General features: G+C 41.5%; 15 protein-coding genes. 1 reads left to right on the top strand and 14 read right to left on the bottom strand.

The annotated features are described in order from the left end of the window. The first annotated feature begins 249 nt into the window (after positions 1-249). Positions 250-498, top strand: coding sequence for a hypothetical protein (locus QUF73_25700; GenBank protein MDM5229512.1), 249 nt, complete (start codon positions 250-252; stop codon positions 496-498). Here the strand turns inward: QUF73_25700 and QUF73_25695 are convergent. The 14 genes from QUF73_25695 to QUF73_25630 form a co-directional block, all read right to left on the bottom strand. Further along, positions 495-1,295 carry an HAD family hydrolase gene (locus tag QUF73_25695; GenBank protein ID MDM5229511.1) on the bottom strand — a complete coding sequence of 267 codons (801 nt, stop codon included), beginning with the start codon at positions 1,293-1,295 and terminating at the stop codon, positions 495-497. The genes QUF73_25700 and QUF73_25695 overlap by 4 nt on opposite strands. Further along, a complete protein-coding gene (locus QUF73_25690) occupies positions 1,295-2,401 on the bottom strand; it encodes a cysteine protease StiP family protein (GenBank protein MDM5229510.1) in 1,107 nt (368 codons plus the stop codon). The genes QUF73_25695 and QUF73_25690 overlap by 1 nt, the downstream gene beginning before the upstream one ends. Then, on the bottom strand, positions 2,394-3,767 hold the full coding sequence (locus QUF73_25685) for a phosphoribosyltransferase family protein (GenBank protein MDM5229509.1): 1,374 nt from the start codon (positions 3,765-3,767) through the stop codon (positions 2,394-2,396). Before QUF73_25685 ends, QUF73_25690 begins: the two co-directional genes overlap by 8 nt. Then, on the bottom strand, positions 3,697-4,908 hold the full coding sequence (locus QUF73_25680) for an HpcH/HpaI aldolase/citrate lyase family protein (GenBank protein MDM5229508.1): 1,212 nt from the start codon (positions 4,906-4,908) through the stop codon (positions 3,697-3,699). The genes QUF73_25685 and QUF73_25680 overlap by 71 nt, the downstream gene beginning before the upstream one ends. A gap of 126 nt (positions 4,909-5,034) precedes the next feature. Beyond that, entirely contained in the window at positions 5,035-5,808 is a 774-nt protein-coding gene (locus QUF73_25675) for a TerC family protein (GenBank protein MDM5229507.1), read from the bottom strand. An 88-nt stretch (positions 5,809-5,896) separates the two neighbouring features. Beyond that, positions 5,897-6,478 carry a TerD family protein gene (locus QUF73_25670; protein ID MDM5229506.1) on the bottom strand — a complete coding sequence of 194 codons (582 nt, stop codon included), beginning with the start codon at positions 6,476-6,478 and terminating at the stop codon, positions 5,897-5,899. A gap of 109 nt (positions 6,479-6,587) precedes the next feature. After that, on the bottom strand, positions 6,588-7,175 hold the full coding sequence (locus tag QUF73_25665; GenBank protein MDM5229505.1) for a YpjP family protein: 588 nt from the start codon (positions 7,173-7,175) through the stop codon (positions 6,588-6,590). Positions 7,176-7,196: 21 nt separating this feature from the next. Further along, positions 7,197-8,375, bottom strand: a complete 1,179-nt coding sequence (locus QUF73_25660; protein ID MDM5229504.1) for an LL-diaminopimelate aminotransferase — start codon at positions 8,373-8,375, stop codon at positions 7,197-7,199. A gap of 318 nt (positions 8,376-8,693) precedes the next feature. Next, on the bottom strand, positions 8,694-9,467 hold the full coding sequence (locus QUF73_25655; GenBank protein MDM5229503.1) for a class I SAM-dependent methyltransferase: 774 nt from the start codon (positions 9,465-9,467) through the stop codon (positions 8,694-8,696). A gap of 79 nt (positions 9,468-9,546) precedes the next feature. Continuing rightward, on the bottom strand, positions 9,547-9,981 hold the full coding sequence (locus QUF73_25650; GenBank protein MDM5229502.1) for a BrxA/BrxB family bacilliredoxin: 435 nt from the start codon (positions 9,979-9,981) through the stop codon (positions 9,547-9,549). A 208-nt stretch (positions 9,982-10,189) separates the two neighbouring features. Continuing rightward, complete coding sequence (gene ilvD / locus QUF73_25645; protein ID MDM5229501.1) at positions 10,190-11,875, bottom strand: dihydroxy-acid dehydratase; 1,686 nt, start codon at positions 11,873-11,875, stop codon at positions 10,190-10,192. Between the two features lie 347 nt (positions 11,876-12,222). After that, the gene (locus tag QUF73_25640; protein ID MDM5229500.1) at positions 12,223-13,359 is read right to left on the bottom strand and encodes a conserved virulence factor C family protein; all 1,137 of its coding nucleotides are present in this window, start codon (positions 13,357-13,359) and stop codon (positions 12,223-12,225) included. 117 nt (positions 13,360-13,476) lie between these two features. Beyond that, complete coding sequence (locus tag QUF73_25635) at positions 13,477-15,357, bottom strand: ABC-F family ATP-binding cassette domain-containing protein (GenBank protein ID MDM5229499.1); 1,881 nt, start codon at positions 15,355-15,357, stop codon at positions 13,477-13,479. Next, the gene (locus QUF73_25630; protein MDM5229498.1) at positions 15,354-16,004 is read right to left on the bottom strand and encodes an HD domain-containing protein; all 651 of its coding nucleotides are present in this window, start codon (positions 16,002-16,004) and stop codon (positions 15,354-15,356) included. Before QUF73_25630 ends, QUF73_25635 begins: the two co-directional genes overlap by 4 nt. Positions 16,005-16,150 lie beyond the last annotated feature (146 nt).

The following is a 16,150-nucleotide window of genomic DNA, read 5'->3' as shown; positions in this document are numbered from 1 at the left end:
CATTTCATTCAAAAATGGCGTTTCAGTTCCCGGATAATGACACCGGGAAAAAAATATGTAAACTTATAACCATCATATCATAGGAATACAGCCTTTTTCTAAAATGGTTAACTTTCTTTACGATTTAACAGGAAGAAAGTTTCATTTCAGCAGTATTTTTCGTAGCTGAATAACCTCAAATGAACTTTTTCACCATTAATCCTGTCCCCGCATAAATTGAAGTACTCTGTGAAAGGAAGGTGAATCAATATGAGGCTGCTTTTTCGAAGAGTGAGATACCAGGGGATTGATCATGATCTCGATATGATCAGGAATATTTTATGTTCCGGTTCTTTAGTTGTTATTGACATCTTTTTCTTGTCATTAATCCTTTCCATTTTCACTTTTGCCAATTACCAGTCTATAGCCATCAGCAGCTTAATCTTTACAGGATGCTATACTTTTTGCATCTGTTTATTTATCGTTTTAAAAAAATGGCTGAGGGACCAGCCGGACTAAACTCTCTCTTTAATATTATTTAAAATATCATCAAGAATTTCTTCTCCGGCTGCTGCCCCTCTATTATTCGAAATCAAGTAAGGATGTGAGAGGGCTAGATTAGCTGCCAGCTCACCATGGTTTGGGACGTATGGGAAATCACAGAACTTTAAGAAATCATGGTCCAGAACTGAATCACCTGCACCGAAAACAATATTTATTCCTTCCCGATTCTTTATAAATTTTACCGCCTCGCCTTTACAGATGGGATTTGGCATAAAGTACAGTTTTCTCCCCTGAAGGGATATTCTCCACCCATAAGACTCAGTCAGCCTTACTATTTCCTCTTTGGCTGCTGTTGTTATTTGTTCATTCAGAATATAGTAAAAGAAAAGATTTTCAGCCGTTTTTATTTTTCCGTTCAGTTCCAGGCATTGTGATCTGTCCATCATTTCCTCAAGCAATGCACACTCTGCCTTTAGACGCTTTCGGACTATGCCGGACCACTCCTCAAGAGGTTTTCCATGATAATGAATATTTGCCCCATTCGATGTGATAGTGTACGGAATGTTAAGGTCATCCTGAAAAATGAAAATACGCTTATATTGTTCGTATGTTCTCGTTGTAACAGGCACAAATAGAATTTGAGCTGATACCTCTTTCAGCATCATGAGAGCCTCATTGGTCATAAAGGCTACTTCCTTGCCATCTTTACGCTCAACACCTATTAAATTTTCTTTTCCTGTCTGTTCAAAATCAGCTAGTGCTTTATTTGAGTAGATCAATGTCCTGTCCAGATCTGAAGCAAACATCCTCATTATTCTTCTCCCGTCTTTTTAATTAATCCACAGCATGTGTAGCTCATATCAGGATAATGAATAATCTCGACATTCCGCTCCCGGGCCAGCATGACGATATGACGAACATATGGGCTTTCCGGGTCTTTCACCAGGATTTTCCATGGAAGCCTTCTCAGAAGAACCCTGGTGGTTTCTCCGACTCCCGGCTTTACAAAGTTGATAGATTCAATTTTAAATTCCTCTTGTATTCTCTGAACTTCTTTCATTCCTTTAAAAGTTGCTTCCCCCGGATTTTCCAAAATCTTGGCCGCAAGTTCAGCTGCTTCCTGTTTAATAGCCGAGAACTCCTCTGTAAGCGCTGAGAGATAATGGTTTGATACATCTGCTTCCTCCATATCCTTATAATATTTGGCGCCATGGAAATCTTCCGGCCCAATTAAGGATTCATTTAATACTGTTCTGCTGACCAATCCTGAAACAGTAGAATTGAGGCAGGCACTTGGAATCAGAAAGTCTTCCCTTGTTCCATAAATTGTTGTGCAAAAGCCTGGATCCGCAAGAACGGCCAAAGTGTCATCGAGAAGAACACCATAAAGTTCATGGAATTGTCTGCATGCCTTGGTTAATTCAACTGAAATAGCCCCTTTGCCTGTCCATCCATCCACAAACTGAATATTGCAGCCAGGATGTGAGTTTAAAATATGCTTTATCGCATTTTCGTCAATCCCCCGATCCCTGATAATGGAAATGCTGTAATGCGGCAATCTTACACCATATACTTCATAAAGATACCTTTTTATCAGAATTCCGACAGGCGTCCCAGCCCTCGCCAGGGAAACTAAAACTGTACTTTTTCCTTTTTGCTTCCAAATTTGTTCTGAAACCACTCCTGTGGACAATGCTGCTTTTCGTTTGTATTCATCAAGCGTTTCCCAAAACAAGGAAAGGTAATTTTCAGGGGGCTGGTATTCAATAGGAAGTGTTTCACTATAATGCTCACCGGACTGAATGTTTTTTTCCCTTTGCTCAATGGATCCCTCAAGTGAATATCCGCTTAAATCCTTCAGTAAAAATACAACGTCATCTTTGCTATATGAACCAAATTTATCCGCAATTCTATTCATTTCTCTCACCCCCATTAAAGTAAACTATTTTTATATTCTTAATATATTTCTTTAATTGATTGATAAATGCCATAAGTGAATCTTTTTCTGGCTCTCTTTCGAAAAACAGGAATACTTCTTCATAATAGTCCTCTGGAATGTTATAAACAAATTGTGCCATTTCAGGGTCTTCAGGGTTTTGAAAGGATATGCCGTATTTGGCTCCATATTCATTATCATTTCTTACAAAAATGGGACTGCGTGTTGTTGAATGGAATTTTACGCCTTCCCCCATTAATGAAGCAAGTTTCATAGGGATATACATAAACTCCCCGGTTCCAAGACATAACGTATTCTTGCCACCCCGTTTTCGGGCTAGGTATTGGCCGATCTCAGCTAATGACACACTTAATCCGGCTTGGCGTTTTGCATCCAGCCCGAAACGGCCAGAATCTTTTAAATAAGGAATAGTTCTGATTTCACCGCTTAGTGCAGCAGAAGGCTCATTCATCCGGCTTAATAGTTCAGGGAATTCATTATTTATATTAATATAGGAAATTAGCGCATCATTTCCTTTCAGTTCATCCGATGTCTGACTTTCATGCACTTCATGGGAACCCTTAACGTCGATCTCCCCTTTAAGAAGAGACACACTGTGAATAATAATGCCCAATTCTTTTTCAAGATCATCAAACAGAAGCTGGTTTTTTGGGGAACGCCAATCCAGAATGGACACGACTGTATAAATCTTTCTGGGGAAGCGATCATGAATGGATCGGATGATATTAATGGCTGTTTTTCCTGTTGTCATTTCATCATCGACAAGAATGATCTCTCTCTTATTATCCAAAAGGCTTTCATTTGTGTAGCATCTGTGGGAAGTAGCATGGGAATGTTCTTCTTCAAATGTTATGACAGAATTCCTATCAATCAGCTGCTCTCTTGTTGTGTGAAAGTAATCGGCACGTTTAAATGATTGAAAGAAAGCATGTCCAAGTGCCGTTGCTGTTTCGGCAAAACCGATAATGACAGGGTTATAGTCTTCACAAATAAAAGGGCTGCTGTTTATGATGCCTGAGCCTTTTTTAAAAGCAGATAGAAGTTCAGCTGCCTTTCCTGCCTCTACTTTCTTCACCTTTTCTATATATCGGCTGGCAAGCAGTTCCCCTGTCAGGAGCCCGATTTGCGGATTAATCGGAATATGTTTTCCGAGTACATTGCTGACAAATAAAAAGGATCTTTTTTTATTTATTCTTGCGGCCATGACAAACAAATCTTCAGGCGCCAGCTCAAAAGGGTTATCGGTTATCTGAATATCAACGGTTAACGAGTTGAGTATCTGAATAGAATGTTTCGTTTTTGAGAAGGTCAATGTATGTGATCTCATCCTGCAGCACCCCGTATACTTCTGATTTTAATAATATTTTTTTAGCCCAATATAAATGGGGTTTAATTTCATTCATTTTGTTTTGGTAATCGCTTTTCATAACACCTATTTTTCCGTCAGCCTGACCGGCGATGCTCTGTGCATCCAAATACTCTTCAAGGGTGACAGTATTCAATGCCTGTACTGGCCTTATATGGGTTGGATGGATAATGGTTTTTCCAGTTAAGCCATTTGAAATATCCATTGCGATTTCTCTTATTAATCCGTCCATATGCCGATCAATCAAGTCCGTCCTCATTTTAAGCCCATCCTGCCCAAGACGTTCCCTGAATGGCGTTTGCCTGATTTGAGGCTTTAGAAGACGCTCCTTTGAAGAGAAATATTCCCATACCGGGCCTGAGATGACATATGGCTGGTCCGCACGCAGGAAAATATTAATGATATCTGATATACAATCTCTAATTACAGCAATATCGTAAACTGTTGTATCTGAATTTCTTCGTATCCCATACAAGCCGCTAAAATCCGTGGCTCCAATTCTCACATTCAGAATCGAAGCAGAATATTGGTCCAGCACCTTCTTAATGCCGATTAACTCCTCAAGCCTTGTTTCTTTTTGAATGATTTCTTTAGTTTCGAGAATCGGCATGGCATATAAACAATAACCATAAGAATTAAGCTTTTCAATTTCAGTTAAAATTTTGCATCCCTTAGCCGGAGAGAACTTCGGCAGGACAAAACCAGTCAGAAGATGCAGGCCATTGGGAATTCTGCTCTTAAGTCTAATAAGCTGATCATAGCTTCTGATTCGCACGAAGATCAAAGGGAGATCTTCTTCTTCACAAAGCCCCTTCGCAAGGTCCGAGCTCAAATTTTCCAATTCCAAAGACAGCAGGTCTTCTGCCTGTTCCACTTCATCATCACCAATTGCATCTTCAAGGCATATGACCATGGATGTAAGGCCTGCATGCTTTTTTGAGAGCAGATCCTGATGAATATTAGGCCTTGTAGCCGGCATATATAAAGTTGCTCCAAGTGCATATGCTAAAAGCTCCCTGTCAGACCTCTTATTAAAATAGCCCGGCTTTTTATAAAACACCTTATTAATTTTTTCATCCGGAAGATCGGAAAATAGTCTCATTTTTGCAGCTCCATTCCTTCACTTAAATACTACTTTCTTCCTTTTTCATCCAAAAAAGATAAAAATAAAAGGGAGCGGACAATTGTCTGTTCCCTTCTTAACTCAATGTAGTTACATTATTTATAATCAGCCCTGATCTGCAGCTTCCTTTTTTGCATTCCTTGCATGAACAATAAATGTAATAGCAAACACGATAACCAATACAATAAAGAAGTAAATATGGTCAATATGAATACCAGCAGCACTTGCAAGCATCTTAGCAGCAATAAGCAGGATCAGAATATATGAGCTGGTTTCCAGTTCAGGCACCCTGTCTATCAGCTTCAAGAATATTCCCGCTACACCACGCATCATGATAATACCAAGCATGCCTCCTATTAACAGCACCCAGATTTCTTGGCTCACTCCAAGCGCAGCCAATATACTGTCTATTGAAAAAGCGATATCCATTAATTCAACTGCAATGACTGTTCCCCAGAAAGTACCGAAAAGGCGAATTAATAAGCCTTTCTGATTAATCCCTTCTATTGCCTCTTCATCACCTTCTTGTTCGGCATTCCGCTTATCAATAAAATACTTGATTGCAAGCCAAGCTAAATAGGCTGCACCCAATACCTTAATATACCAGAATTCAATTAAGAATACACCGATTCCAATGGCAATAAACCTGAAGAAATAAGCACCTAACAGACCATAAAAAAGTGCTTTCTTGCGCTGTTTTTCCGGCAGATGTTTTACCATTACAGCAAGTACGAGTGCATTATCAGCAGAAAGTAAGCCTTCTAAAATGACAAGTGTCCCTATCAGTGCCCAGCTTTCCGGCTTTGATAAAGCTTCAACCCACATGTCCCAGTTAAAGAACTGGGAATATGTATGCATAATAGATTCTAAAATTTCCATTCTAATTTATTCCCCCCGGATGATAACTATTTTATTCATATAAAAGACCCGGCATTGCCGAGCCTTATTAAGCAAATATACCTCTTGTTTATCCAACCTGTAAACCAAAATCTTTTGCCAGTGCAGCCAATCCGCCCTGATATCCGCTTCCAATTGCACTGAACTTCCATTCTCCGTTATGTCTGTATAGTTCTCCAACTACAAGTGCAGTTTCAATAGAGAAATCTTCTCCCAGGTCATAGCGGATCAATTCTTCGCCTGTATCTTCATTCAGGATTCTCACATAAGAATTCGATACCTGTCCAAAGTTCTGATTGCGTGCTTCTCCGTCATGAATCGTGATAGTAAACGTAATACGCTGGATGTTTGCAGGCACATTAGCCAGGTCAATTTTCACCTGCTCGTCATCGCCAGCCCCTTCACCTGTACGGTTATCTCCAGTATGTTCAACGGAACCATTAGCACCTGTTGTATTGTTATAGAAAACAAAGTCGCTTTCAGAAGTTACCTTCCCAGTGTCTCCAAGCAGGAATACGGAAGAATCCAAATCGAAGTCATTTCCGCCATCGTATTTGTTCGTATCCCATCCAAGTCCGACTATTACCTTAGTCATTCCTGGATTTGTTTTTGTTAAGTCAACTTTTTGTCCTTTTGATAAGCTTACTGCCATTTCAACTCAAACCTCCATTATGTAGAATAAATGTATTTACGCTATAAATCATGAAAAGTTTCATAATCCATAAAAATATTTTTTCATATTCCAGGATTTATTTCAATCTTTAAGTCATCCATTTCGGCGGAGTGTTTTTATTCCAGTAAATTGATCCAAGTTCATGGTGGGCCTGAAAATTATCATGGTGTGTATGATAGTGAAAATTAAACCAGTATCCCTGCTGCGGAGGATGGTCCCTTCTTACATGGAACCGTATAACATCATCATTCGTCCTGCTGTTGGTAATATGGAAGATTTTCTCCGATAATCCGCCTCCAGGATTTTCTGTAACTTTTAACTGGGCAAGGCTTTCTTCCGGATATTGCACCGCCACCTCCTGGATAGCTTTTTCAATATTTGGCAGTATTACTTCGCTAAATTCGTTTTCAATAACAGGCCCAATCTTGGCGCCAAACTTCTCATACGATTGCGCCTCAGCTTCCATCAGCATTTGCCTGATAAAGTCCTCTTTATCAAAATGACTGTCTTCCTCATCAGCCAGGTCTGCATTATTTTCTGAGCTTTCCACATCGGAGGCTCTAGAGGCCTTTAACTGGCTGGTATTTTCATATAGAAATGCCTGAGAAGGTGTGACGAGGCCAAACGTTAAAATGGTAACAAGTACAACAAAGGATTTTCTCAGCCAATTCGGCATGTTTTTTCGCCTTCCTTTCTGCTAAGCAAGGATTTTCTTAAGCATGCCGCTTTTTTCAATATTTGCGGCAGCTTGCCTTAATTCATTTTCGGGCTGAACAAGTGCAATCCGAACATATCCCTCACCCCATTGGCCAAAAGCACTTCCAGGGGTTACGACTACGCCGGCGCGGTTAATCAAGTCAACCGCAAAATCCCTGGATGAGCTATATCCAGATGGAACCTCGGCCCACAAGAACATTGACCCCTCTGGCTTGCTGATATCCCACCCGACATTTTTCAGCTCTTTTAATAATACATCTCTTCTTTTTCTGTATGTCTCTCTCAAGTCCTGCAAAAAAGAGGACTGATCATTCAATGCTTTCACTGCAGCTGACTGCACCGGCAAGAATACCCCATAATCCAAATTGGATTTGAAGTTGGCCAGCAGCGCAATAAGCTGCTGATTACCGGCAGCATATGCCACTCTGCAGCCTGCCATATTAAAACTTTTTGATAGTGAATTCATTTCAATCCCTACATCCATGGCCCCTGCTACAGACAAAAAACTTAGAGGTTTCTTCTCATAATAAAGTTCCGAGTAAGCAAAATCATGCAATACAGCAAAGCCGTACTTCTTTGCCAGATGGATCGCCTGAAGAAAAAACTCCTCCGTCGCCATCGCAGGAACGGGATTGCCGGGGAAATTCAGGATCATTAATTTCGTGTTTGCGAGAATTTCTTCAGGGATTTCATCAAAATCCGGAAGGAAGCTGTTCTCCTTTTTTAAGGGCATACCGTACATCTGTGCACCAGCCAGGGCTGCACCTGCAGCATACGCAGTATATCCCGGGTCCGGAACAAGGATATACTCTCCTGGGTCACATAGAACCATCGGCAAATGAACCAGCCCATCCTGTGAACCCATTAAAAGCAGCACCTCTGAAGATTCAAGATCCACTTCAAAATTTCGTTTATAATAGCTGCAGACTGCAGAATGAAATTCAATTGTACCTGTTAACGAGTACCCATATAATTCTGGTTCCCGGGTTCCTCTTGCTAATTCCTCCATAACAAAAGCGGGAGGGGGCAAATCAGGGCTGCCAATGCTCAAATCAATCACCGGAAATCCGCCTGAAAGTTTCGAATTCTTAATTTGGGCCAATTCCGCAAACACACTTTCCGGAAAAGAAGCCATTCTTTTTGAAATAGGAAATTCCATCGTATCCTTCCTCGCTATGTATCTCAATTCTATTTTTCTATTATACTTCTTTTCGAACCAAATTTAAATTGATTTCATGTATCGTTAAAAAGAACAATAGATATATAGTGAAAAATATAATTGCCGGATTATAAAGCAGCAAAGCGGGAATAATAAGAACAAATCGTGTTCTTCAAGCCGAGGAGAAAAAAAAGGGGGAAATTCAGATGGATTGGTCTGTATTCTTTGTTATTGCAAGCCTTTTGCTGATGGCTTACTTTGTTTATCTGGCCATCGCAGATTAAATAAGCAGGTGCCTGGTTTTTCAGGCACCTTTTTTTATTTTTCAATTACCCCAAAATGAAATTTCGATGACTTTCTTTCAATTACTTTGAAGCCATATCGGGCAAACCTGGAACTTCTAAAGTGATCCTTCAGAACCACTCTCTGTCTGGCTGCTCTTTTTGCATGAAAAATAACTTCCTCTGACAGGTCCTCATAAACAGCAAAGTTCCTTAGTGCTTTAATCCCCTCTGACTCAAGGATTTTTTCTTCAAACATGGGATCAAAATAGACAACGTCATAACTGTCCACGGGCAATTTTTTCAAATAAGGAAGGGCCATTGAAGATTCCACCTTTATTCTTCTCATTGCCTGATTCATACTCTCAAGCCCCGAGTCCCATTGTCTAAGCCCATTCGCCACCAGGAAGGAAAGATATTTATTTCCTTCCAGTCCTGTAACTTTGCCTTTACTCCCTGCTGCATAACTGGCTGTTATACTGTCAGAGGCCAGTCCAAGGGTACAATCGAGAATACTGCTGCCTTCTTTAAGCCCCGCAGCCTGAAGAAAAGGATCACCCTCTCCTTTTAGGAGACGTTTTACTCTGAACATCGCTGAACTGGGATGAAAAAAGAATGGCTGGCTTTCACCTATCGGAAAAAGCTCCAAACGTTCTTTTCCAACTACTATGCAGTCCTCAGGAATTTGTTTTTGGATCATTTCTACAGACCTTTTATTCCTGCTGATATATTCTGCTCCCAATTGTTCAGCGATTTTTTTTGCTTTTTCTTTTATTGCTTCATTGGTGCGTCCGGCAGTTGTAATAATCATTGTGTTCACCTGAATTTCTTAATTTTGCTATAAGAAAAGGGTGCCTGCAGACACCCCGTTTTGTTTAATCTTTATATTCTCAGCAATTCGCCTCAAAAGCAGCAAGAAGATTTTCCATGATCGCTTCCATGGAATGGTCTTCAATATCATGGCGGTGAATGAAGTGTACAACTTCCTTCCCTTTTAAAAGAGCCATAGAAGGAGATGAAGGCTCATATCCATCAAAGTACTCGCGCATTTTAGCTGTTGCTTCTTTATCCTGTCCTGCAAACACCGTCACTAAATGATCAGGTTTCTTTTCACTGCGTAAAACGGCCTGCGTTGCTGCCGGCCGAGCCAGTCCAGCGGCACAGCCGCAAACTGAATTGACAACCACAAGAGCTGTTCCTTCAAGACCTTCCATAAACTGCTCTACATCTTCTGAAGCCGTCAGCTCTTTAAAACCGGCCTGTACAAGCTCCTCACGCATCGGTTTTACCATTTGCTTCATATATTCCTCATATGCCATAGACATAAAATTTGCCTCCTCCTTAAGCTGCAGTTTGTAAAGTAAGCATACTATATCGTATGATCTTTATGCAATTTTTCTATGCCGGGTAAAACTTTGCAATCCTTTTTATCGTCCGATTATGGTATTCTATCGTCCTAATTCATATACATATCGGCCAAAAACTCTTATCAGCAAGAAAGCCAGTCATAAATGACCGGCTTTCTTAACATTATTAAATTTTCATAACGCCGCCCGTGCTGGCATTGGTTACAAGCTTCGAATAACGGGCAAGATACCCTTTTTTGACCTTTGGCTCGAAGCCTTTCCAATTGGCTTTGCGTTTTTCAAATTCTTCATCTGAGATTTCCAGGTTGATTGTACGGTTATTCAAATCCAATTCAATGATATCTCCATTTTCCACGAATGCAATAGGCCCGCCTTCAGCAGCCTCTGGAGAGATGTGCCCAATGCTGATTCCCCGGGAAGCCCCTGAGAAACGGCCATCTGTAATCAGGCCGACTTTTGCCCCAAGTCCACGGCCGACAATCTGGGATGTAGGTGCAAGCATCTCCGGCATTCCAGGCCCTCCTTTAGGACCCTCATAACGAATGACAACAACATGGCCTTCCTGCACTTTGCCGGTAATGATTCCGGATAATGCCTCTTCCTGCGAATCAAAGCAGATGGCTGGTCCTCTATGGTACCCGCCTACTGACTCATCAACAGCACCGACTTTTATAATTGAGCCTTCAGGAGCAAGATTTCCAAATAGAACTGCCAGCCCTCCGCGTTCAGAATGCGGATTCTCCAGGGTTCGGATTACATTTTCATCCAGAATTTCACTGCCTGCTACATTCTCCCTGAGCGGCTTTCCGGTAACTGTCAGACAATCTCCATTCAGGGCGTCCGGCTTTTTAAGCAATTCATTGATGATCGCACTGACTCCACCCGCATTATGAACATCTTCAATATGATAATCTGAAGCAGGAGCAATCTTCGCTAAATGCGGAACCCGGTTGGCAATCTCATTAATTCGTTCAATCGGATATTCAATTTCCGCTTCATGAGCAAGTGCCAATGTGTGAAGAACTGTATTGGTTGACCCGCCCATTGCCATATCCAAGGCAAATGCATTGTCAATTGCATCAATTGTAACGATATCACGCGGCTTAATGTCTTTTTTTATTAATTCCATCAGCTGCTTGGCTGAACGTTTAACAAATTCTTTTCTCTCTTCTGATACTGCCAAAATCGTGCCATTGCCAGGAAGTGCAAGACCCAGTCCTTCTGCCAGACAGTTCATGGAATTTGCAGTGAACATTCCGGAACATGATCCGCAAGTCGGACATGCAACCTGCTCGATTTCCTGAAGCCTTTGTTCATCGATTTGTCCAGATTCAAAGGCACCTACACCCTCAAAGACAGAGCTTAAAGATAAAGGTTTTCCGCTTGAATCAACACCAGCTTTCATCGGGCCTCCGCTGACAAAAACGGTTGGAATATTAACTCTTAAAGCCCCCATCATCATTCCAGGCGTAATTTTATCGCAGTTCGGGATACAGACCATTCCATCAAACCAGTGTGCAGAAACAACTGTTTCAAGTGAGTCTGCAATGATTTCGCGGCTTGGGAGAGAATAGCGCATGCCAATATGGCCCATGGCAATTCCATCATCTACTCCGATGGTATTAAATTCAAATGGAACGCCTCCTGCTTCACGGATTGCTTCTTTAACAATTTTACCGAATTCCTGCAAATGCACATGTCCAGGTACGATATCAATGTAGGAATTGCACACAGCAATAAATGGTTTTCCAAAATCCTCTTCCTTAACTCCGGCAGCACGCAGCAAGCTGCGGTGCGGAGCCCGGTCTGTGCCTTTTTTGATCATATCACTTCTCATGTGTGAGCCAGTCATAGTATGTAATACCTCCGTTACCCTAGATTCATAATCTCTTATTCTATGGGAATAATATGATAAGCCTCCTGCCCCCAAATATTTTCTTTCCAATATAGACCCTTTTTCGGATAATTTCAATAATTTTTACAAATTTATTATAATTTTTCGCTTTAAATGGGTAAAACTGCAGTGTGTGTAAGTGATGAAATTCATTAATTTGGGACCTTCTATAAAAATGCCGGGCACACAATTTCGCTTCAGTCATTACCATACTGCCATCCTTCCTAAAGCTTGGAACGATTCCTTCTAAGCCCAACAAAAAAACCGCTCCAGATTTTCATTCTGTGAGCGGTTATTCCCGTAAATTATTCCTGGCCCTGTTTCCGGGATTCAGTCATCTGTTTCCAAACTGATCCTTTTGCTTCTTCTCCATGTTCAATTCTTTCAATTGCCAATTTGATTTGCATGCTGACTTCGAATTCCGGATCGTCTTCTGCTGCTTTTAAAGCAGGTAGCGCACTTTCATCACCCACTTCGTAAAGAAACATGGCCGCACGCCAGCGCACAAGTTTACTGTCGTCCTGCAGTGCTTCCTTCATGGCGTCCATTGCTTCTTCAAATCCCAGGTCAGACAGACAGTCCCCTGCTGTACGTCTTACAGTGACTGTTTTATCCTTCAATGCTCTGTACAGAAGAGGCAGGACACTCTTATCCTCAATCATCCCAAGATAAACTGTAGCAAGTCTTCTGATTGAAGCCTTCTCATCTTTAAGCGCTTTTTCAAGAACAGGCAGGTCCTCCAGTTCAGGATCATCCATCTGTTCGAGTTTTTGATAGCGCTCCCGCCAATCTGGGGAATCCAGATCTTCGACAGACAATTTAAGAAGGGAACGTGCGAGTTTTTCCTCCGTTTTATCAGGGCTTTTTGCCATTTTCACAAGTATCTGGAGTCTCCCATCTGGATAGGCAGCCATTAGTTCTTCTACAATATCATGTCCAACCTGGTCAAAGTCTCCATAGCGGACACCGAATTCTTTCCACTTGCGGACCATGACAACATTATCAGCAGGATCCTGAGCCTCTGAAACAGCTTTGATATAGTTTTCAGGAAGTGCAAAACGCTTTTCTTCCGTGCCGTCAGTCAGTTTCACCTGCATGGGGATTCCTTTATACATTTGGACTAACACCTGTACCTCACCAAAATGTTCATCGATGCCGTTTTCTTCCGGGCCTTCATTTTCCACATCCTCGCCAAAAGCGGATCTTACTTGAGGGAGAAGCTCTTTCCAGTCATATTTGGCATTTCTTTCGACAGCAAGGAAATCGGCAACATGGTAAACCCCTTTGATTCCTTCAATTTCAAGAATATCAAGAATAATCTGTGGAGCTCCTTGTTTTTTATCCTTTTTATAATTATTGGCTTTCCCCATCGGAAGCTCTTCATCAAGAATAACCTTCATTGTATTTGGACTTGGTGTTGGTTCGATTGCTTTTATTTTCAAAAGTATCACCCTTTTTTATATATTCACGATGGTAACTGGTTTTATTTTAACATAAGGAAATTTACGAGGCATTTTAGGCGCTTTTGAAAAAAACCCGGAGATTACTCCGGGTATGCATCACTCATTCTCAGCTGCTTCTGAAAGATAGCTCCATCTCTCAATCAAGTATTCAAGCTCTTCATTCAGCATTGTTTCTTCTTCTACTAAGGCCTGACCCTTTTCAAAGTCACTGCCGATGCTGGCCATTTCTGAGGAAATCGCTTCGAGACGGGATTCAGCCGCTTCAATTTTCCCCTCGATTTCTTCCCATTCCTTTTTTTCTTTGTAGCTCATTCTCTTCTTTTTCGGCTTAGTTTCCCTCGATTTTTTTGGGGCAGGATCAACTTCCTGAACAGGCCTGGCATTCTCGCTTTCAAGAAATTCACTGTAATTTCCATAGTAGGATTCGACTTTGCCCTCGCCTTTTAATACAAGAAGCTGCTCAGCCACTTTATCCAGGAAGTAGCGGTCATGTGAAACTGTAATGACTACACCTGGAAAATCTTCAAGGTAATCTTCGAGAACCGTCAGGGTTTGGGTATCAAGGTTATTGGTCGGCTCATCAAGCAGAAGAACATTAGGCTCAGACATTAAGATTTTCAATAAATACAGCCTGCGTTTTTCCCCGCCGGAAAGCTTGCGGATAGGAGTGCCGTGAGAATACGAAGGAAATAGGAAGCGCTCCAGCATTTGAGCTGCAGAAATCGTTTTGCCATCGGAAGTTTCAACCACTTCTGCTGTTTCTTTGAGGTATTCGATCATGCGCTTGTTCTCATCCATATCTTCGCTTTCCTGTGTATAGTAAGCGATTTTTACCGTCTGCCCAATAATGCGCTTACCTGAGTCAAGCGGAATCCTGCCTGCCAGTATGTTAAGCAGAGTAGATTTCCCCGTTCCATTTCTTCCGATAATCCCTATTCTATCCCCTGGTTTTACAAGAAGATCAAATTGATCCAAAATCGTTTGAGTGCCATACTTTTTTGAAGCAGATTCGAGTTCAAATACCTGTTTTCCGAGGCGGCTGCCGCTTAGGGACATATCCAATTTTTCAGAGGATTTAACTGAGGCAAGCTGACTGTCAAGGGTTTCGAACCGCTGAATTCTGGCCTTTTGCTTGGTGGTACGGGCTTTTGCACCTCGTCTGATCCATTCCAGTTCCCTTCTGAACAGATTTTTCTGCTTATCAATGGCTGCTGCCTCATTTTCCTCTCTTACCGCCTTTGCTTCAAGGAATGCAGCATAATTTCCTTTATAGCTGTATAGATTTCCGCCTTCAAGTTCAAACATCCTATTTGTAACCCGGTCAAGGAAATAACGGTCATGTGTTACAAGGAGCAGCGCCCCCCTGTATCTGCCCAGATATTCTTCCAGCCATTTGACCGATTCAAAATCAAGATGATTTGTCGGCTCGTCAAGAATCAGCAAGTCAGGGGACTGGATCAGTACTTGCGCCAGGGCAACCCGTTTTTTTTGCCCGCCAGAAAGCTCTCCAATCTTTTTGGTGAACTCCTCGATACCCAGCTTAGTGAGTATCGTTTTTGCATCGGTGTTCACTTCCCAGGCATCAAGGGTATCCATTCTTTTTTGAAGTTCGAAAAGATTTTGCTGAATGTCTGAATCTTCAGGGTGCATGCTAAGCTCCAGCAGGGCTTGTTCATATTCTCTCTGCAGTACAAGAATTGGCGCATCTCCTGCAAAAACCTGCTCGAGAACTGTTAAATCATAGTTGAGTTCAGGCTGCTGTGCTGAATATGAAATGGTGTAATCTCTAGGAGTGACTACTTCTCCAGAGTCTGGCAGGTCAACACCGGCAATCACTTTAAGCAGGGAAGATTTCCCTGTACCGTTTACACCGATCAGTCCTGCTCTTTCTTTTTCAGCGATTGTAAAAGATATATCATTAAAAAGTTCTTTCTCTCCATATGTTTTTGTAACATTTTCCACAGAGATCATCTTCATGCTTGACCATTCCATTCTATAAAAAATTGATGCAGATATTGCTCCATAATTTGATGCCGCTCTTCTGCCATTTCCCTGGCAGTGTCAGTATTCAGCAGGTCTCTCAGCTTCAATAGCTTTTCGTAAAAATGATTGATGGATGATGACTTGCCATTCCGGTATTCATCTTCAGTCATTTCCTTTCTGATTTCAAGGCCAGGATCATAAATCGGCTGCCCTTTTTTGCCGCCATAGGCAAATGCTCGTGCAATCCCCACAGCACCAATCGCATCCAATCGGTCCGCATCCTGGACTATTTTAGCTTCCACACTTAAGACCTTCTTGTTATTGCCGCCTTTAAAAGAAACTGAATCAATAATTGTCTTAATGCTGCTGGAGGCTTCTTCTGCAATCTCAATTTCCTGCAAAAAATCAGATAGCTTCCTTTCTCCCGCTTCCTTTGAAGTGTTCAGCTTAGCATCGGGTATATCATGAAGCAGCGCTGCCATTTCAATTAAAAAAGGATCTCCTGCTTGTTCCTTTTTAGCTATGTAAAGGGCATTTTTTCTCACCCGCTCAATATGATGCCAGTCATGCCCGGTTGAATCTTCTCCGAGTGTATCCCGGACGAATTTTTCTGTTAAATGTATATTTTTTTCCTTCATTATTTCACCTGCTTTCAAACTCCACACTCCATTTTAACATTAGTCTCAAAAAGAAACGATGGCAAGGTCATACCATATCTATAGAACTATTTAATGGATTCATTATTATAGACTGCACCGATAAAAAAATGGTGCAGAAAACCAATATT

This window comes from Cytobacillus sp. NJ13, assembly GCA_030348385.1.
GTDB lineage: Bacteria > Bacillota > Bacilli > Bacillales > Cytobacillaceae > Cytobacillus.
The sequence above is the reverse complement of the archived record's forward strand: the minus strand, read 5'-3'. Positions and strand labels throughout refer to the sequence as shown.